The sequence below is a fragment of the Actinomadura sp. NPDC048955 genome (genome assembly GCF_040649435.1).
GTDB lineage: Bacteria > Actinomycetota > Actinomycetes > Streptosporangiales > Streptosporangiaceae > Spirillospora > Spirillospora luteofluorescens.
In genome coordinates, this window is the sequence record NZ_JBEZJI010000001.1 from 11,522 (window position 1) to 27,965 (window position 16,444).

The following is a 16,444-nucleotide window of genomic DNA, read 5'->3' on the forward strand; positions in this document are numbered from 1 at the left end:
GTCAGGCCGGCGACGGCCGCCAGGCGACGGGAGACGCCTCTGCCCGCAGAGCCTGCCCTGCGGCCAGGCCGCTGCGCCGGTGCCCCGATGTGATCATTGGCCACGGTCAGTTTCGCCCCTCTCGTCCACGACGTCAGCGGACGACACTAGCGAGGGGCAACAGCCGTCACAACCGATTCATCACTCTTTGATTGACATCTATGGATATTGTCCACTTTTAGTGACGTCATGATCACGTACGGCGAGGCTTGCCTTATCGGAGCCTTATGGGGGCCTTAGGAACGGCCCAGCCTCCGCAGCAGCAGAGAGGACGGGCACGGGCGCGCGCTGGCGCGCCGCGCGGCGTCGGCGACCTCCCGGTCCGACGACACCACGACCACCGACCGGCCCGGCGGCTCGGCCCGCACGAGCTCGCCGATCAGCTCGTCCGCCGTCTGGCCCGGGCGGCTGAACAGCACCCGCACCCCGCGCGGCGCCGCGATGGCGACCGGCGCCTCCAGCTCCGCGCCGTCGAACACGCACGTCACCTCGGCGCGCGTCTGCGCGGCCAGCCCGCCGAGCCCCGACAGCAGCCGGCTGCGCTGGTCGGCGAGCGGCAGCTCCCCGTACCCGGTCTTGGTGACGTTGTAGCCGTCCACCACCAGGTGAACCTGCGGAAGCGTCAGCAGCCGGTCCAGCAGCTGCGGATCGCTGTCGGACAGCGCCCGGCCGGGCAGCGCGCGGTGCGCCAGCCGGTCCGGCTCCAGCCCGCCGACCGCGTCGGCGGGGCGGCCGATGGTGGAGGGCAGGGCCAGCTCCCGGCGGACGCCCTGCGCCGCGTCGACGAGCGCGTCCAGCAGCATCCGCAGCCGCACGTCGTCGACGTTGCGCCCCTCGCGCGCGGCCCGCTTGGCGGCCTCCGCCGCCTCCTCCGCCCGCGCGGCCCGGGCGCGCAACCTGCGCAGCTCCTTCTCCGACGCGGCGGTGGACTCGCGCGCGGCGGCGAGCTCGCGATCGGCCTCCGCCGCGACCGCGTGGGCGTGCTCCTCCGCGGCCCGGTACCGGGTGCGCGCGTCGTGCAGCTTGCGGCGCAGCTCCGAGACCTCGGCCTTGGTCTCGCGCAGCTCGGCGCGCAGCTTGGCCAGCTCGGCGCCGCGGGCGTCGCGGGTCGCGGCCAGCTCGGCCTTCAGCGCGGCGACGCGGCGCTCGGCCTCCTGCTCCTCCGAGGCGGTCGCCGAGCGCGCCAGCTCCTCGCGCGCCGACTCCACCAGCGCGGTCCAGCCCTCCGGGCGCAGCAGGTAGGCCAGCACCGCGACGCGCACCGGGTCGGCCGCGGGCGGGACGTTCCCGTCCTCGACCGCCTCCACCAGGTCGGCCTGCGCCTCCCGCAGCGGCACGGCGACCCGGCGCCGGAACTCCCCGTCCTTCTCCAGCACCGTCGCGATGTGCTGGCCCGCGAGCCTGGCGCGCTTGCGGCGCTCGAACCGCGCGAACCGGCGCAGCGGCACGGGGACCTCGTCCGGGGGCAGCGACCCGATCAGCTCGGCGGCGACCTCCACCACGCCCTGCCGCACCGCCTCGGGCAGCGGGCGGGTCGGCTTCTGCGCGGGCGCCCCGTCGCCAGGGGTCGCTCCGGGACCGCTGTCGATGATCCCGCTCCTTCCGGGCTGCGCCGCCGGTGGGCTGTGTGTTCCCGAGCGCACCCCGCCCTAACCAGGGCGGACGTGCGATCGGACGGATCGCGCCCGGCCCTCGGCGGGATGCCTCCCGCCCGTCCTCGCGGCCCCCGCCCGGCGGGACGTCCCGGCGCCCCCCAACCCTAGCGGCCCGAAGTTCTGTCGGTGGGGTCCTCTACGGTCGCGCACATGACGGCTGCGCACGGTGTCCAAGGGCGCGGGGTTCAGGGGCGCGGAGCCCCGGGGGACGGCGCTCAGGGGCACGGCGTCCAGGGCACCCTGGACGACCTCGGCACTCCGCTCCGCGACGTCACCTTCGTGGTGGTCGACCTGGAGACCACCGGCGGCTCGGCGGCCGACTCGGCCATCACCGAGATCGGCGCGGTGAAGGTGCGCGGTGGGGAGGAACTCGGCGAACTCGGCACGCTGGTCGACCCGGGGGGTCCGGTCCCGCCGTTCATCACCGCGCTCACCGGCATCACCACGGCGATGGTGACGGCCGCGCCGCGGATCGAGTCGGTGCTGCCGGCGTTCCTGGAGTTCGCGCGCGGCTGCGTCCTCGTCGCGCACAACGCCTCGTTCGACATCGGCTTCCTCAAGGCCGCGTGCGCCGCCAACGGCTACGCCTGGCCCGCGTTCGCGGTCGTCGACACCGTCGACCTGGCGCGGCGCGTGCTGTCGCGCGACGAGGTGCCCAACTGCAAGCTCGGCACGCTGGCCCGCTTCTTCCGGACGTCCAACGAGCCGACGCACCGGGCCCTCGCCGACGCCCGCGCCACCGTGGAGGTGCTGCACGGCCTGATCGAGCGGCTCGGCTCGTTCGGCGTCACCTCGCTTGAGGAGATGCGCGGCTTCGCCAAGGCGCCCACCCCCGAGCAGCGCCGCAAGCGGCACCTCGCCGACGACGTCCCCTCCACCCCCGGCGTCTACCTGTTCGAGGACCACGCCGGCGAGGTGCTCTACGTGGGCAAGAGCGGCGACCTGCGCTCGCGCGTGCGCAGCTACTTCACCGGCTCGGAGACGCGCTGGCGCGTCCGGGAGATGGTCGGCCTCGCCGAGAACGTCCGCACCATCGTGTGCGCCACGGGGCTGGAGGCCGAGGTCCGCGAGCTCCGGCTGATCGCCGAGCACAAGCCGCGCTACAACCGCCGCTCCAAGTGGCCCGAGCGCGCCATCTGGCTGAAGCTGACCGTGGAGCCGTTCCCGCGGCTGTCCATCGTGCGGGAGTGCCGCGCCGACGGCGCCCGCTACCTCGGGCCGATCTCCTCGCGGCGGCAGGCCGAGGAGGCCCGCGCCGCGCTGCACGAGGCCGTCCCGCTGCGGCAGTGCACGCAGCGGCTGACGCTCCGGCTGATCGAGCGAGGCAAGGCGCGCTCGTGCGCGCTCGCCGACCTCGGCCGGTGCGGCGCGCCCTGCGACGGCCGCGAGTCCGCCGACGCCTATGCCGTGCACACCGGGACGGCCCGCTCGATCATGGAGGGCGACGTCCGGCCCGTCGTGGCCGCCGCGCAGGTCCGCATCGACCGGCTGGCCTCCGAGCTGCGCTACGAGGAGGCCGCCGCCCAGCGCGACCGGCTCGCGGCGTTCGTCCGGGCCGCCGCGCGCGGGCAGCGGCTCGCGGCGCTGGCGCGGCTGCCCCAGCTCGTGGCCGCCCGTCCCGCCTTCGACGGCGGGTGGGAGCTGTCGGTCGTGCGCTACGGCCGGCTCGCCGCCGCCGGGACCGTCCCAGCGAACGCCCGGCCCCGGCCCTATGTCGACGCGCTCATCGCGACGGCCGAGACGGTCTTCCCGCCCTCCGGCGAGGCGCCCGGCGGCGTCGCGCTCGGCGCGCCCCCCTCGCAGGGCGCGACCGCCGAGGAGATGGAGTGCGTCCTGCGCTGGCTCGACCTGCCCGGCGTCCGCCTGGTCGAGGTCGACGGCCCGTGGACGTGCCCGCTGCACGGCGCCGAGGGGCTGCGCGAGTGGATCGACAAGGCCTACGACCGGAGCTACGAGCGGCCCGAGGGGGCCCATCGCGGGCCCCGCCGCCCACTAAGGTGACCGTGTACACCCGGCAACCGGAGGACGACCCCGCATGGCACTGCCTCTCTACGACAGTCAGCCTGCGCGGCGCGTCCCCTGGGTCACCTACCTGCTGATCGCCGTCAACGTGGTGGTCTTCCTCCTCACCCCGATGTCGAACTTCGCCGCCTGGTACGGCAAGGGCTCGGTCCGCGAGTGCAGGGCCACGCAGTTCACGTTCGAGTACGGCGCCGTGCCGAAGGAGCTGACCACCGGCGACCAGCAGCCGCTGCCGGCCGGGGTCGTGCACGACTGCGGGCCCTCGAAGTTCCGCAAGGCGCCCTGGACGGCGGCGTTCACCTCGATGTTCCTGCACTCCAGCGCCATGCACCTGCTCGGCAACCTGGTCTTCCTGTTCGTCGTCGGCATGGGCGTGGAAGACCGGCTCGGGCGATGGCGCTACCTGCTCGCCTACCTGGTGTTCGGGCTCGTCGCCGTGTACGGGTTCGCGTGGACGTCGCCCGACTCCACCGTCCCGCTCATCGGCGCGTCCGGCGCCATCGCCGGGGTGATGGGCGCCTACGTGATCCTCAACCCGCGGGGCCGCGTCGTCAGCTGGGTGCCGCCGGTCATCTTCATCCGCCTGCCGGTGTGGGTGGTGCTCGGCTACTGGTTCGTGCTGCAGTGGCTTTCCCTGGGCGACCAGAAGAGCAACGTCGCCTACACCGCGCACATCTACGGCTTCGTGGCGGGCGTGGTGTTCGCGCTCCTGGCCCGCCGCGCCGGCCCGGCCCACCGCCTGGCCGCGCTGAGCCGCGGCTGACCGTCCCGCGGCCCGCCCGGTGCGGGTCCCGCCCGGACCGGGCCTCCCCTCGCGCTCGCGCCGCCGGGCCCCCGATAGGGTCGGAGCGTCCGTTTCTGTGGGGGAGGGGTGCAGTGGTCACTGCGATCGTGTTCGTCAAGGCCGACGTCGCGCGCATCCACGAGGTGGCCGAGACGATCGCCGCGCTGGACGGCGTCAGCGAGGTGTACTCCATCACCGGCGACCACGACCTCATGGTGATGGTCCGGGTGCGCCGCCACGAGGAGCTCAACGACGTGATCCCGGGCCGCATCAACAAGGTGCCCGGCATCGCCGGCACCGAGACCCACATCGCGTTCCGCACCTACTCCCAGCACGACCTGGAGCAGGCCTTCTCCCTCGGCCTCCCCGACGCCGACTGACCCAGGCCGGCCCGCCTAGGCGCCGACGACGAGGGCGATGCGGTCGATGCCGCCTCCGCAGGGGCGGGCGGCGTAGCCGGGCGCCTCGCGGTACACGGCGCCCGGCGGCCAGCTGGCGGTGTTGGAGGCCATCACGCGGCCGGGGGCGTTGACGACGAACGCGGGCGCGGGGATCTCCCGCAGCGCCGGGACGACCTCGTTCTCGAACGTCCGGGCGAACACGTCGGCGGCCGCGACGCCCGCGAACTCCCCGCCGGCGCGCACCGGCGCCGACAGGGTCAGGACGTACTCGTCGCTGCACAGGTAGTCGACGTAGGGGCCGCAGACGGTCTTCTCGGCGCCGCTCCGCGGTCCCGTGAACCACTCCCAGTCGGTGTAGTCGTACAGGACGCTGCTCTCGGGGTTCAGGTCGCGCAGCAGCTGGGACGGCCGCCCGGCCGGGCCGGTCTGCCACCACTCCATGTACCAGGCGGCGTCGGCGAGCAGGCCCGGCGCGGCGATGAACCCCAGGCCGCAGACGAGCGGGCCGAGATGGGAGAGCAGCAGCGGGCGCAGCGCGGCGAGGTCGGCGCGGGCAGGGGCGCGCCCGGCGCGGCGGACGTCCTCGAGGCAGCGCGCCGTCGCGTCGCGCACCTGGGCCACGGTGGTGAAGACGCCGTCCAGGGTCGCGCGGACGTGTGCCGCCGCCGCGCCGACGGCCGGTGGCTCGGCGGACATGGGTCCCCCTCGGGGTCTCAGAGTGCGAGCCGTCGTTCAATCAGACGTTCTACCGCACTTGAGACGTGACTTTCAGCTACATCGCGCGCTCCGGCGCCGTCGGCGGCCTCGATCGCCTCGACGAGCCGGGCGTGCTCGGCCTCGACGAGCCCGCGCCGTTCGGGCAGGTCGTGCGCGGCCCAGATCAGCGGCCCGATCTCGGCCTGGAGCCGGATCTCCTCCCGGGTGAGCCGGCCGGACTGGGAGGCGGCGGCGACCTCCAGGTGGAAGCGGCCGTCCAGCCGGCACATCCCGGCGCCGGGGTCCGCCCCGGCCATCTCCTCCAGCGACCGACGCAGCCGCCGGACGTCGCCGGGCAGCGACCGCGCGGCGGCGAGCCGGGCGGCGGCCCCGGCGACGGCGGCGTAGTGGTCGCCGAGATCGCGGAGCTCTTCCGCGCTGAGCGAACGCAGCCGCTCGCCGAGGTCGAATGCCCTGGCAGGAGCCCGGACGAAGCTGCCACCGCCGCGCCCCCGGCGGGTCTCGATGAGGCCTTGCTGACGCAAGGCCATCAGCGCTTCGCGTAGTGTGACCGTCGAAACGCCGAGATATGCCGACAGGTCGGTCTCACTGGGCAGCTGCTCGCCGTCCGCGAGGAGGCCGAGCGCGATCGCGTCGCTCAGGCGTCGCACGACGGCGTGCACGCGCGCGGTGTTGTCGACGGGAGCGAACACGACGAGGTGCGCGCTGTCCATGGGCCCCCTCCCGGTGTCGACACAGTGATACCGGAACATCACTTGAACTTAAACCTATGAATCCATATGTTTTCGGTCATGCCGGCTTCAGCGGTGAGGATCCGCGATCTGCGCAAGACATTCGGCCCCGTCGAGGCGGTGGCGGGCGTCGACCTCGACATCGGGGACGGCGAGTTCTTCTCCATGCTCGGCCCGTCCGGGTCGGGGAAGACGACCGTGCTGCGGCTCATCGCGGGCTTCGAGCGGCCGACCTCTGGAACGATCGAACTCGGCGGCAGGGACGTGACCGGGCTCGCGCCGTTCGACCGTGACGTCAACACCGTCTTCCAGGACTACGCGCTCTTCCCGCACCTGGACGTGCTCCGCAACGTCGAGTACGGCCTGAAGGTGCGGCGGGTGCCGAAGGCCAAGCGCCGCGAGCGGGCCCTGGAGGCGCTGCGCAGCGTCCGGCTCGACGCGATGCACGCGAGGCGGCCCGCCGAGCTGTCGGGCGGCCAGCGCCAGCGGGTCGCGCTCGCCCGGGCCCTCGTGAACGAGCCGAAGGTGCTGCTGCTGGACGAGCCGCTCGGCGCGCTGGACCTGAAGCTGCGCGAGGAGATGCAGGTCGAGCTGAAGAGCATCCAGCGCAGGGCCGGCATCACCTTCGTGTTCGTCACCCACGACCAGGAGGAGGCGCTGACCCTCAGCGACCGGGTCGCGGTCCTCGACGGCGGCCGGGTCCAGCAGGTCGGCACGCCGGCCGAGGTGTACGAGCGGCCCGCCACCGAGTTCGTGGCCGGCTTCGTCGGGACGACCAACCGCATCGGCGACGTCTGCGTGCGCCCGGAGAAGCTCCACGTCCACGGGGACGGCGGCGCGGACGGGCCGGACGCGGGGGACCGGCACGCGCTCGGCACGGTCGCCGAGGTCGTCTACGCGGGCGCGGTCACCCGCTTCGTGATCGACCTGGAGTCGGGGGAACGGGTCGTCGCGCTGGAGCAGAACCTGCGGACCTCCTCCATGGACGTCATGGGCCGGCGCGGCGCGCGCGTCCGGATCAGCTGGCACGAGGCCCACGAGTTCCACGTGTCGGGGGCCGGCTCCACGCCGGCCCCGACCCCCTGAACCACCCCAGAAAACCCCCGAAAAACCCCCGAAAATAAGGAGTTCCCCATGTGGTCCACGCGCATGGCGGCCGCCGCTGCGGCGACGCTGGCGATCGGACTGGCGGCCGCCGCCTGCGGCGGCGACTCGGGCGACAAGGCGACCGGAGCAGGGCAGGGCGGCTTCCAGGTCCCCAAGGTCGCGATGCAGAAGTCGCTCGGCCAGGGCGAGGGCCAGGTCAACCTGGTCGCCTGGGCCGGGTACGCCGAGGACGGCTCCAACGACCCCAAGGTCGACTGGGTCACCCCGTTCGAGAAGCAGACCGGCTGCAAGGTCAACACCAAGGTCGCCGGCACGTCCGACGAGATGGTGACCCTGATGAAGACCGGTGAGTACGACGCGGTCTCCGCCTCCGGCGACGCCTCGCTGCGGCTGATCGCCTCCGGGACGGTCGCGCCGGTCAACACCGGGCTCGTGCCGAACTACGCCGACATCTTCGCCGGGCTGAAGATGAAGCCGTGGAACTCGGTGAACAACGTCGCCTACGGCATCCCGCACGGCCGCGGCGCCAACCTGCTCATGTGGCGCACCGACAAGGTCAAGACGGCCCCCGACTCGTGGGGCGCGGTGTTCGACGCCAACTCCCCGTACAAGGGGAAGATCACCGCCTACGACTCGCCGATCTACATCGCCGACGCCGCCCTCTACCTGAAGACGGCCAAGCCCGAGCTCGGCATCAAGGACCCGTACTCGCTCGACCAGAAGCAGTTCGACGCGGCCGTCGAGCTGCTGAAGACCCAGCGCGGGCTCATCGGCGAGTACTGGTCCGACTACACCAAGGAGGTCCAGGCGTTCAAGAGCGGCGACTCGGTCCTCGGGACGACGTGGCAGGTCATCGCCAACCTCGCCAAGGGCGAGAAGGCCCCGGTCGAGGTGGCCCTGCCCAAGGAGGGCTCCACCGGCTGGTCGGACACGTGGATGGTCGGCGCGAAGGCCAAGAACCCCAACTGCGCCTACAAGTGGATGGACTGGATCGTGTCCCCCAAGGCGAACGCGCAGGTCGCCGAGTGGTTCGGTGAGGCCCCGGCGAACGCCAAGGCGTGCCGGGAGACCGCGGACAAGACCCACTGCGACACCTTCCACGCCACCGACGAGAACTACTTCTCGAAGGTGCACTTCTGGACGACGCCGATCGCCCAGTGCCTCGACGGGCGCAAGGACGTCAAGTGCGTCGACTACTCCAAGTGGACCCAGGCGTGGACCACGATCAAGGGATGACCGGCTCCGCCCTCACCGGCGGGAAGGACGACCGCCCGGCGCCGGGTACCCGGCGCCGGGCGGCGGCCCTGCTGCACCGCCGCCCGCGGCTGCGCCTGTCGCTGCTGCTGTCGGCGCCGCTCGCCTGGCTGGTCGTCGTCTATCTCGGCGCGCTCGCCGCGATCTTCCTGACCGCGTTCTGGACCACCGACGTCTTCACCGGCGAGGTCGTGCGGCAGTTCACGCTCGCCAACTTCCAGACCCTGCTCGACGAGCCGGTCTACCGGACGGTCGCGCTGCGCAGCCTCGGCGTCGCGGCGGCCGTCACCCTCATCGACACCGCCATCGGCTTCCCGATGGCGCTGTACATGGCCAAGGTCGCCAGGCCGCGGCACCGGCCCTACCTGGTGATCGCGATCCTGGCGCCGCTGTGGGCCGCCTACCTCGTCAAGGCGTACGCGTGGCGGGTGATGCTGTCGCAGGGCGGCCTCCTGGACCAGGTGCTGGGCCCGTTCGGGCTCTCCAGCCCCGGCTACGGGCTCACGGCGACCGTGATCGTGCTGGCCTACCTGTGGCTGCCCTACATGATCCTGCCGCTCTACGCGGGCCTGGAGCGGCTCCCGGACTCGCTGCTGGACGCCTCCGGCGACCTCGGCGCGCGCCCGCTGCGCACCCTGCGGTCGGTCGTGCTGCCGCTGGTCTTCCCCTCGCTGGTGGCCGGATCGATCTTCACGTTCTCGCTGTCGCTCGGCGACTACATCACCGTGAAGATCGTCGGCGGCCGGAGCCAGCTGCTCGGCAACGTCGTCTACGACAACATCGGCGCCGCCAACAACCTGCCGTTCGCGGCGGCGGTCGCCACGATCCCGGTGGTGGTGATGCTCGGCTACCTCGCCGCGGCCCGCCGCACCGGCGCGCTCAGGGAGCTGTGATGACCCTCTCGCCCGCCGCGCGGATCGCCCTGCGCGTCGTGATGTTCCTCGGACTCGCCGTCGTCTACGTGCCGCTGCTGGTCGTGCTGGTCAACTCCTTCAACGCCGACAGCGCGTTCGGCTGGCCGCCGTCGGGGTTCACCGGGCGCTGGTGGTCGCAGGCGCTGCACAACGAGGGCGCCCGGGAGGCCGTCCTCACCAGCCTGAAGGCGGGCCTCGGCGCGACGGCCGTCGCGCTCGTCCTCGGCAGCATGGCCGCCTTCGCGGTGTCGCGGTACCGGTTCTTCGGACGCGAGACGGTGTCGCTGGTCGTGGTGCTGCCGATCGCGCTGCCCGGCATCGTCACCGGCATCGCGCTCAGCAACGCCTTCCAGGTGGTGCTGAAGCCGCTCGGGGTCGGGCTCGGCCTGTTCACCGTGATCGTCGGGCATGCCACGTTCTGCGTCGTCACGATCTTCAACAACGTGCTCGCCCGGCTGCGGCGCACGGGCACCAGCCTGGAGGAGGCGTCCGCCGATCTCGGCGCCGACACGTTCCAGACGTTCTGGCACGTCACGTTCCCGGCGCTGCGCTCGGCGCTGCTCGCCGGGGGCCTGCTGTCGTTCGCGCTGTCCTTCGACGAGATCATCGTGACCACGTTCACCGCCGGGCCGGGCGCCCAGACCCTGCCGATCTGGATCTTCAGCAACCTGTTCCGGCCCAACCAGGCCCCGGTCGTCAACGTGCTCGCCGCCGCCCTGATCGTCCTGTCGGTGATCCCGATCTGGATCGCGCAGCGGCTGTCCAGCGGCGCCCGCGGCGTCGCGTGAGGCGGGGCGGGGCGGCGGTGAGCCGGGCTGAGCGTCAGCCCCGCAGGCGCCGGGAGGCGTCGACCCAGCGGTCGAGGAGGGTGGCGGCGCCTCCCGAGTCGACCGCTGCGGCGGCGCGCTCGTAGGCGGCCCCCAGCGTGGCGGTGAGGTCGTCGGCGGGCGGCGCCCCCTCGTAGGCGGTGATCAGCGCGGCGGCGTTCAGCAGGACCATGTCGCGGACGGGCCCCGGCCGCCCGTCGAACGTCTCGCGCGCCACCCGCCCGTTGAACACCGCGTCGGCGCCGCGCAGGTCCTCCGGCTTCGCGGGCGGGATGCCGAGGTCGGCGGGGTCGAACGTCGTCTCCGTCGCCGTCCCGTCGCGCACGACCCACACCGTGGAGGTGCCCGTGGTGGTCAGCTCGTCGAGCCCGTCGTCGCCCCGGAACACCAGCGAGGAGCAGCCGCGCGCGGCGAACACGCCCGCCATCACGCCCGCCATCCGCGGGTGGAAGACCCCGACGGCCTGCGCCAGGGGGCGCGCAGGGTTCGTCAGCGGGCCGAGGAAGTTGAAGACCGTCGGCGTGCCCAGCTCGCTGCGGGTGCGCGAGGCGTACTTCAGCGCCGGGTGGTAGAGCGGCGCGAAGCAGAAGGTGATGCCGACCTCGTCGGCGACCCGGGCGGTGGCCTCGGGGGACAGGTCGATCGCGACGCCCAGGTGCTCCAGCAGGTCGGCGGCGCCGCAGGAGGACGACGCGGCCCGGTTGCCGTGCTTGACGACCCGCACGCCCGCCGCGGCCGCCACCACGGCGGCCATCGTGGAGATGTTGACGGTGTGGCCCCGGTCGCCGCCCGTCCCGACGAGGTCGGCGATGCGGCCGGGCACCTCGATGGGCGTGGCGTTGTCCATCATGCCCCTGGCGAGGCCGGTGACCTCCTCGACCGTCTCGCCCTTGGCGCGCAGCGCCACGGCGAAGCCCGCGATCTGCACGTCGGTGGCCTCGCCGGACATGATGCTGTTCATGGCCCAGGAGGTCTCCTCGCTGGACAGCGAGTCGCCCGACACGAGGGCGTTGAGCAGTCCGGGCCAGGTGGTGCGCGCGTCCATGTCGCCTACAGGGTCGTGGTGGGTGCGTTGTAGGGGGCGGTGCGTCGTGCGGGGAGCTACAGGGCCGGAAGGCGGTTCTGGAGCCGCTGCCGCATGAGGCCGGCGAGGGCGTTCGCGAAGGCCATCGGGTCGATGGGCAGGCCCACCACGGCGTCGGCGCGCGACCAGGTGGCGAGCCAGCCGTCGTCGCGGCGGCCGATGATCGCGAGGACGGGCGGGCAGTCGTACACCTCGTCCTTGGCCTGCCGGCACACGCCGAGACCGCCCGCGGGCTGCGCCTCGCCGTCGACGATCAGGACGTCGACGCCGCCCTGGTCGAGCCGCGCCACGACGGCCGGCTGGGTGGCGCACTCCTCGAACTCGACCTTGGGGAGGTCGGCGGCGGGCCGGCGCCCGATCGCCATCCGGATCTCGGCGCGGGTGTTCGCGTCGTCGCTGTAGACGAGGATCTTCATCGGACTCTCCGGGGCGGTGCTCATGGACGTGAGGGTACCGGGTCGCGGCACTGGTGACACGCTCGGGGAACCCAAGGAGGGGGGTCATGCGTCACTCACTGGATAGGGGCGCAATAATGCTGGCGTGACAGCATCCGCGATAGAGACAACACCTCACGCACGGGCGAACCGTCCCAATCTGGTCAGCGTGGGGACGATCGTTTGGCTGTCGTCCGAGCTGATGTTCTTCGCGGCGCTGTTCGCGATGTTCTTCACGATCCGCTCTGTGACGATCGGCCAGTCCGGCCACCACGCCTGGCCGGGCGCCCCGCTGGACCTGCCGCTTTCGGCGATCAACACGACCGTCCTGGTGCTCTCCTCGGTCACCTGCCAGATGGGCGTGTTCAAGGCCGAGGCGGGCAAGGTCGGACGTGACGGAAGCGTGTTCAACGTGGCGCGCTGGGGCCTGCGCGAGTGGTACGTGCTCTCGTTCCTCATGGGCGCCTACTTCGTCGCCGGCCAGGGCTACGAGTACTCCCAGCTGGTCTCCAAGGACGGCCTCACCTTCTCGTCCTCGGCCTACGGCTCGGTCTTCTACCTGGCCACCGGCTTCCACGGCCTGCACGTCGTCGGCGGCCTCGTCGCGTTCCTGTTCCTCCTGGGACGCACCTACGCCGCCAAACGGTGGACGCACGAGCAGGCGACGAGCGCGATCGTCGTCTCCTACTACTGGCACTTCGTCGACGTGGTGTGGATCGGCCTGTTCTCGGTCGTCTACCTGCTCGACCTCTGAACGACCCGACCGACCCGACCGACTTGACCCGAACGGGGACTTCCGTGAAAAGGATCACCGCATGGCGACGGCGCCCGTGGGCGGGCTACGCCGTCGTGCTGGCGGCCCTGGCGGCGATCGGCGCGATCTACGCCGGCTTCTCGCCGCGGACTGACCGCGCAGAGGCGCAGACCACCGCCCAGGCGGCGCAGGACCTGAAGAACGGCCAGCAGCTCTTCAACAAGAACTGTGCGAGCTGCCACGGGCTGAACGCCGAGGGCACCAAGGACGCCAAGGGCAACCCGATCGCCCCGAGCCTCATCGGCGTGGGCGCCGCGGCCGTCGACTTCCAGGTCGGCTCGGGCCGCATGCCGGCGGCGAACCCCGGCGCGCAGATCCCGCGCAAGACGCCGATCCCCGAGTTCAACACCTCGCTCAAGACCGACTACGAGGAGAAGGACAAGCGGGAGGCGGCCGAGAAGCAGAAGGCGCAGGCCGAGAAGAACCTGTCCGACCTGAGCGCCTACGTCGCCTCGCTCGGCGGCGGCCCGGCGGTCCCCCCGGCGTCGGCCGTGGACCCGAAGACCGGCAACGTCGCGCTCGGCGGGAAGCTGTTCCGCACCAACTGCGCCCAGTGCCACAACTTCACCGGCCAGGGCGGCGCGCTGACCGGCGGCAAGTACGCGCCCTCGCTGTCGAACACCGACGTCACGCCCACGCAGATGTACGAGGCCATGCTGACCGGCCCGCAGGCGATGCCGGTGTTCAACGACACCACGCTCACGCCGAAGGACAAGCAGGCGATCATCGCCTACCTCGTCCAGACGCGCGAGGAACCGAACCCCGGCGGTAACGGCCTCGGCCGCATCGGCCCGGTGACCGAGGGGCTGGCCGGCTGGCTGGCCGGCATCGGCCTGCTGGTCCTCGCCGCCATGTGGATCACCGCGAAGAAGCCGAAGAAGCTGAAGAAGTCATGAGCGACGACAACAAGGACACGGCGGGCCGGCCCGGCCCGCGCGAACGCGTGATCGGCACGCCGTCCCCCGCGCGGGAGAAGGCCCTGCTGGCCGAGGACGACATTTCGGCGCCCGCGGGCGTGGGAGACCAGCTCGACGAGGCGTCGGCCAAGCGCGCCGAGCGGATCGTCGCGACGCTGTTCCTGGTCGCGTTCGCCGCCAGCGTGGCGTTCATCGCCTACTTCATCGGCTGGAGCGGCCGCGACGGCGGCATGCACGGCGTCACCCGGGCGCGCGAGAGCAACCTGTGGCTCGGCGGCCTGATGGCGCTGTCGTTCCTCGCGATGGCCTTCGGCGTCACCATCTGGGTGCGCCGCCTGATGACCAGCAAGCCGATCGTCCAGGAGCGCCACGAGCTGGCCGCCGACGAGGAGACCCGGGCGGCCTTCACCGAGGACTTCCTGGAAGGCGCCGACGACAGCGGCATCACCAAGCGGCCCCTGCTGCGCCGCACGCTGCTGCTGGCCGCCGCGCCGCTCGGCCTGGCCCCGCTGGTGCTGCTGCGCGACCTCGGCCCGCTGCCGGAGAAGCGGCTCCGCCACACCTACTGGGGCGAGGCCGTCAAGAAGGCGAAGGCCGAGGGCAAGCAGGGCGCCCGCCTGGTCGTGGACGGCACCAACAAGCCGCTGCGCGTCAGCGACTTCTCCTCCCCGGGCTCGATGATCACCGTCCTGCCGGAGGGGATCGAGGAGGAGCTCCCCGAGGACCAGGTGCTGACCCAGAACGCCAAGGCCGTCACCATCCTCATCAACATCCCCGCGGACCAGTTCAAGCCCGCCAAGGGCCGCGAGAACTGGCACGTCAACGGGATCGTCGCCTACTCCAAGGTCTGCACGCACGTCGGCTGCCCCGCGGCCCTGTACGAGCAGACCACCCACCACATCCTGTGCCCGTGCCACCAGTCGACGTTCGACGCCACCGACGCGGCGAAGGTCATCTTCGGGCCGGCGGCCCGGTCGCTGCCGCAGCTGCCGCTGTCCGTCGAGGACGGGTACCTCATCGCCACGAGCGACTACCACGAACCCGTCGGACCGAGCTTCTGGGAGCGCGGATGAGCGAGGCGACAGCTCCGAAGGCGGTCGAGGCGCCGCTGACGTTCCTCGACGACCGCCTCGGCTCCACCACCTTCTTCAAGCGGAACATGAAGAAGGTCTTTCCGGACCACTGGTCCTTCATGCTGGGCGAGATCGCCCTGTACTCCTTCATCATCCTGCTGCTGACCGGGACGTTCCTGACGCTCTGGTTCCAGCCGAGCATGACGGAGACCGTGTACAACGGCTCGTACACGAAGCTGCAGGGCGTGAAGATGTCCGAGGCCTACGCCTCGACGCTGCACATCACGTTCGACGTGCGCGGCGGCCTGCTCATGCGGCAGATCCACCACTGGGCCGCGATCCTGTTCATGGCGTCGATCCTCGCGCACATGCTGCGCGTGTTCTTCACCGGCGCCTACCGCAAGCCGCGCGAGCTGAACTGGCTGATCGGCATCGGCATGTTCACGCTGGGCATGCTGGAGGGCCTGTTCGGGTACTCGCTGCCCGACGACCTGCTTTCCGGCACCGGCCTGCGCATCACGCAGGGCGTCGCGGAGTCGATCCCGGTGGTCGGCACCTACATCTACATGTTCCTGTTCGGCGGCGAGTTCCCCGGCCAGGACATCGTCCCGCGCCTGTACATGCTGCACATCCTGCTGATCCCGGGGCTGCTGCTCGGCATGGTCACCGCGCACATGATGATCATGTGGGTGCAGAAGCACACGGCGATGCCGGTCAAGAACCAGAGCGAGCAGCAGGTGTACGGCTACCCGTTCTACCCGGTCTTCATGGCCAAGACGGGCGCCTACTTCCTGTTCACCTTCGGCGTCCTGGCGCTGCTCGGCGCGTTCGCGCAGATCAACCCGATCTGGCTGTTCGGCCCGTACGACCCCGGCGCGATCTCCTCGGGCTCCCAGCCCGACTGGTACATGGGCGTCCTCGAAGGCGCGCTGCGCATCATGCCGAACTGGGAGGTCTCCGCCTGGGGCCACACGGTCAGCTTCAACGTGCTGATCCCGGCGCTGGTCCCGCTCGGCATCGTGTTCGGCGGCGCGGCCGCCTGGCCGTTCGTCGAGCAGTGGGTGACCGGCGACAAGCGCCACCACCACGTGAACGAGCGGCCGCGCAACGCCCCGGTCCGCACGGCGACGGGCATCGCGGCGGTCACCTTCTACGGGCTGCTGTGGGTCGCCGGCGCCAACGACGTCATCGCGGACAAGTTCCACGTGTCGCTGTTCGCGACGACCTGGTTCTTCCGGGTCGCGTTCTTCCTCGGGCCGATCGTGGCGTTCATCGTCACCAAGCGGATCTGCCTGGGCCTGCAGCGCAAGGACGCCGACGTCATCGGGCACGGCGTGGAGGCCGGCGTGATCATGATGTCGCCGGACGGGAAGTTCTCCGAGCGGCACGAGGCGCCGCGCGAGGAGGAGCGGCACGTCCTGCTCTCCAAGGAGAACACCCGGCCCGAGGCCCCGGCCCGGGACGCCAAGGGCATCCCGGCGCCCGGCACCAAGGGCCCGATCGGGCACCTGCGCTCGCGGCTCAACCGCGCGTGGACCTTCGACGACATCCCCGTCGAGGAGCACCCGCACGGCGAGCAGGCCGAGATCGAGGGCGGCGCCACGTCGCACGAGGTCAGGCACTGACCGTTCGCGCATCGAGGGCCCGTCACCGCACCGCCGGTGGCGGGCC

General features: G+C 71.9%; 16 protein-coding genes. 11 read left to right on the forward strand and 5 right to left on the reverse strand.

Annotation, left to right across the window (positions count from 1 at the left end):
* Window positions 1-275 precede the first annotated feature (275 nt).
* Complete coding sequence (locus tag AB0C84_RS00055; RefSeq protein WP_361059440.1) at window positions 276-1,682, reverse strand: NYN domain-containing protein; 1,407 nt, start codon at window positions 1,680-1,682, stop codon at window positions 276-278.
* Window positions 1,683-1,844: 162 nt separating this feature from the next.
* Here AB0C84_RS00055 and AB0C84_RS00060 point away from each other — a divergent pair, with 162 nt between their 5' ends.
* The 3 genes from AB0C84_RS00060 to AB0C84_RS00070 all read left to right on the forward strand — a co-directional run bounded on the left by AB0C84_RS00060 (window position 1,845) and on the right by AB0C84_RS00070 (window position 4,880).
* A complete protein-coding gene (locus AB0C84_RS00060) occupies window positions 1,845-3,695 on the forward strand; it encodes a DEDD exonuclease domain-containing protein (RefSeq protein ID WP_361059443.1) in 1,851 nt (616 codons plus the stop codon).
* 34 nt (window positions 3,696-3,729) lie between these two features.
* A complete protein-coding gene (locus AB0C84_RS00065) occupies window positions 3,730-4,479 on the forward strand; it encodes a rhomboid family intramembrane serine protease (RefSeq protein ID WP_179842934.1) in 750 nt (249 codons plus the stop codon).
* Window positions 4,480-4,592: 113 nt separating this feature from the next.
* Window positions 4,593-4,880, forward strand: coding sequence for an Lrp/AsnC ligand binding domain-containing protein (locus AB0C84_RS00070; RefSeq protein WP_173395740.1), 288 nt, complete (start codon window positions 4,593-4,595; stop codon window positions 4,878-4,880).
* A gap of 15 nt (window positions 4,881-4,895) precedes the next feature.
* On the opposite strand, the gene AB0C84_RS00075 is transcribed toward AB0C84_RS00070, so the two are convergent.
* Window positions 4,896-5,597 (reverse strand): cache domain-containing protein, encoded by a 702-nt coding sequence (locus AB0C84_RS00075; protein ID WP_361059448.1) that lies wholly within the window; start codon window positions 5,595-5,597, stop codon window positions 4,896-4,898.
* Window positions 5,598-5,614: 17 nt separating this feature from the next.
* Window positions 5,615-6,331 (reverse strand): FCD domain-containing protein, encoded by a 717-nt coding sequence (locus AB0C84_RS00080; protein WP_361059451.1) that lies wholly within the window; start codon window positions 6,329-6,331, stop codon window positions 5,615-5,617.
* A 78-nt stretch (window positions 6,332-6,409) separates the two neighbouring features.
* Between AB0C84_RS00080 and AB0C84_RS00085 the strand changes: the two genes are divergently transcribed.
* From AB0C84_RS00085 to AB0C84_RS00100, 4 genes are read left to right on the forward strand one after another with little or no spacing between them, the layout of a single operon-like run.
* Window positions 6,410-7,435, forward strand: a complete 1,026-nt coding sequence (locus AB0C84_RS00085; protein WP_258938854.1) for an ABC transporter ATP-binding protein — start codon at window positions 6,410-6,412, stop codon at window positions 7,433-7,435.
* A 48-nt stretch (window positions 7,436-7,483) separates the two neighbouring features.
* On the forward strand, window positions 7,484-8,692 hold the full coding sequence (locus tag AB0C84_RS00090) for an ABC transporter substrate-binding protein (RefSeq protein ID WP_361059456.1): 1,209 nt from the start codon (window positions 7,484-7,486) through the stop codon (window positions 8,690-8,692).
* On the forward strand, window positions 8,689-9,603 hold the full coding sequence (locus AB0C84_RS00095) for an ABC transporter permease (protein ID WP_338742158.1): 915 nt from the start codon (window positions 8,689-8,691) through the stop codon (window positions 9,601-9,603). The genes AB0C84_RS00090 and AB0C84_RS00095 overlap by 4 nt, the downstream gene beginning before the upstream one ends.
* Window positions 9,603-10,412 (forward strand): ABC transporter permease, encoded by an 810-nt coding sequence (locus tag AB0C84_RS00100; protein ID WP_361059459.1) that lies wholly within the window; start codon window positions 9,603-9,605, stop codon window positions 10,410-10,412. The genes AB0C84_RS00095 and AB0C84_RS00100 overlap by 1 nt, the downstream gene beginning before the upstream one ends.
* Window positions 10,413-10,446: 34 nt before the next feature.
* Here AB0C84_RS00100 and trpD read toward each other — a convergent pair whose 3' ends face one another.
* Together trpD and AB0C84_RS00110 are read right to left on the reverse strand one after the other, a co-directional pair.
* Window positions 10,447-11,496 (reverse strand): anthranilate phosphoribosyltransferase, encoded by a 1,050-nt coding sequence (gene trpD / locus AB0C84_RS00105; protein WP_258938858.1) that lies wholly within the window; start codon window positions 11,494-11,496, stop codon window positions 10,447-10,449.
* A gap of 56 nt (window positions 11,497-11,552) precedes the next feature.
* Window positions 11,553-11,975: a hypothetical protein gene (locus AB0C84_RS00110; RefSeq protein WP_258938859.1), complete on the reverse strand. Its 423-nt coding sequence runs from the start codon at window positions 11,973-11,975 to the stop codon at window positions 11,553-11,555.
* A 163-nt stretch (window positions 11,976-12,138) separates the two neighbouring features.
* Here AB0C84_RS00110 and AB0C84_RS00115 point away from each other — a divergent pair, with 163 nt between their 5' ends.
* From AB0C84_RS00115 to AB0C84_RS00130, 4 genes are read left to right on the forward strand one after another with little or no spacing between them, the layout of a single operon-like run.
* Window positions 12,139-12,723 carry a heme-copper oxidase subunit III gene (locus AB0C84_RS00115; protein WP_258938860.1) on the forward strand — a complete coding sequence of 195 codons (585 nt, stop codon included), beginning with the start codon at window positions 12,139-12,141 and terminating at the stop codon, window positions 12,721-12,723.
* A gap of 44 nt (window positions 12,724-12,767) precedes the next feature.
* On the forward strand, window positions 12,768-13,679 hold the full coding sequence (locus tag AB0C84_RS00120) for a c-type cytochrome (RefSeq protein ID WP_361059465.1): 912 nt from the start codon (window positions 12,768-12,770) through the stop codon (window positions 13,677-13,679).
* On the forward strand, window positions 13,676-14,773 hold the full coding sequence (locus tag AB0C84_RS00125) for a Rieske 2Fe-2S domain-containing protein (RefSeq protein WP_258938861.1): 1,098 nt from the start codon (window positions 13,676-13,678) through the stop codon (window positions 14,771-14,773). Before AB0C84_RS00120 ends, AB0C84_RS00125 begins: the two co-directional genes overlap by 4 nt.
* Complete coding sequence (locus tag AB0C84_RS00130; protein WP_179842923.1) at window positions 14,770-16,398, forward strand: ubiquinol-cytochrome c reductase cytochrome b subunit; 1,629 nt, start codon at window positions 14,770-14,772, stop codon at window positions 16,396-16,398. Before AB0C84_RS00125 ends, AB0C84_RS00130 begins: the two co-directional genes overlap by 4 nt.
* The last annotated feature ends 46 nt before the right edge of the window (window positions 16,399-16,444 follow it).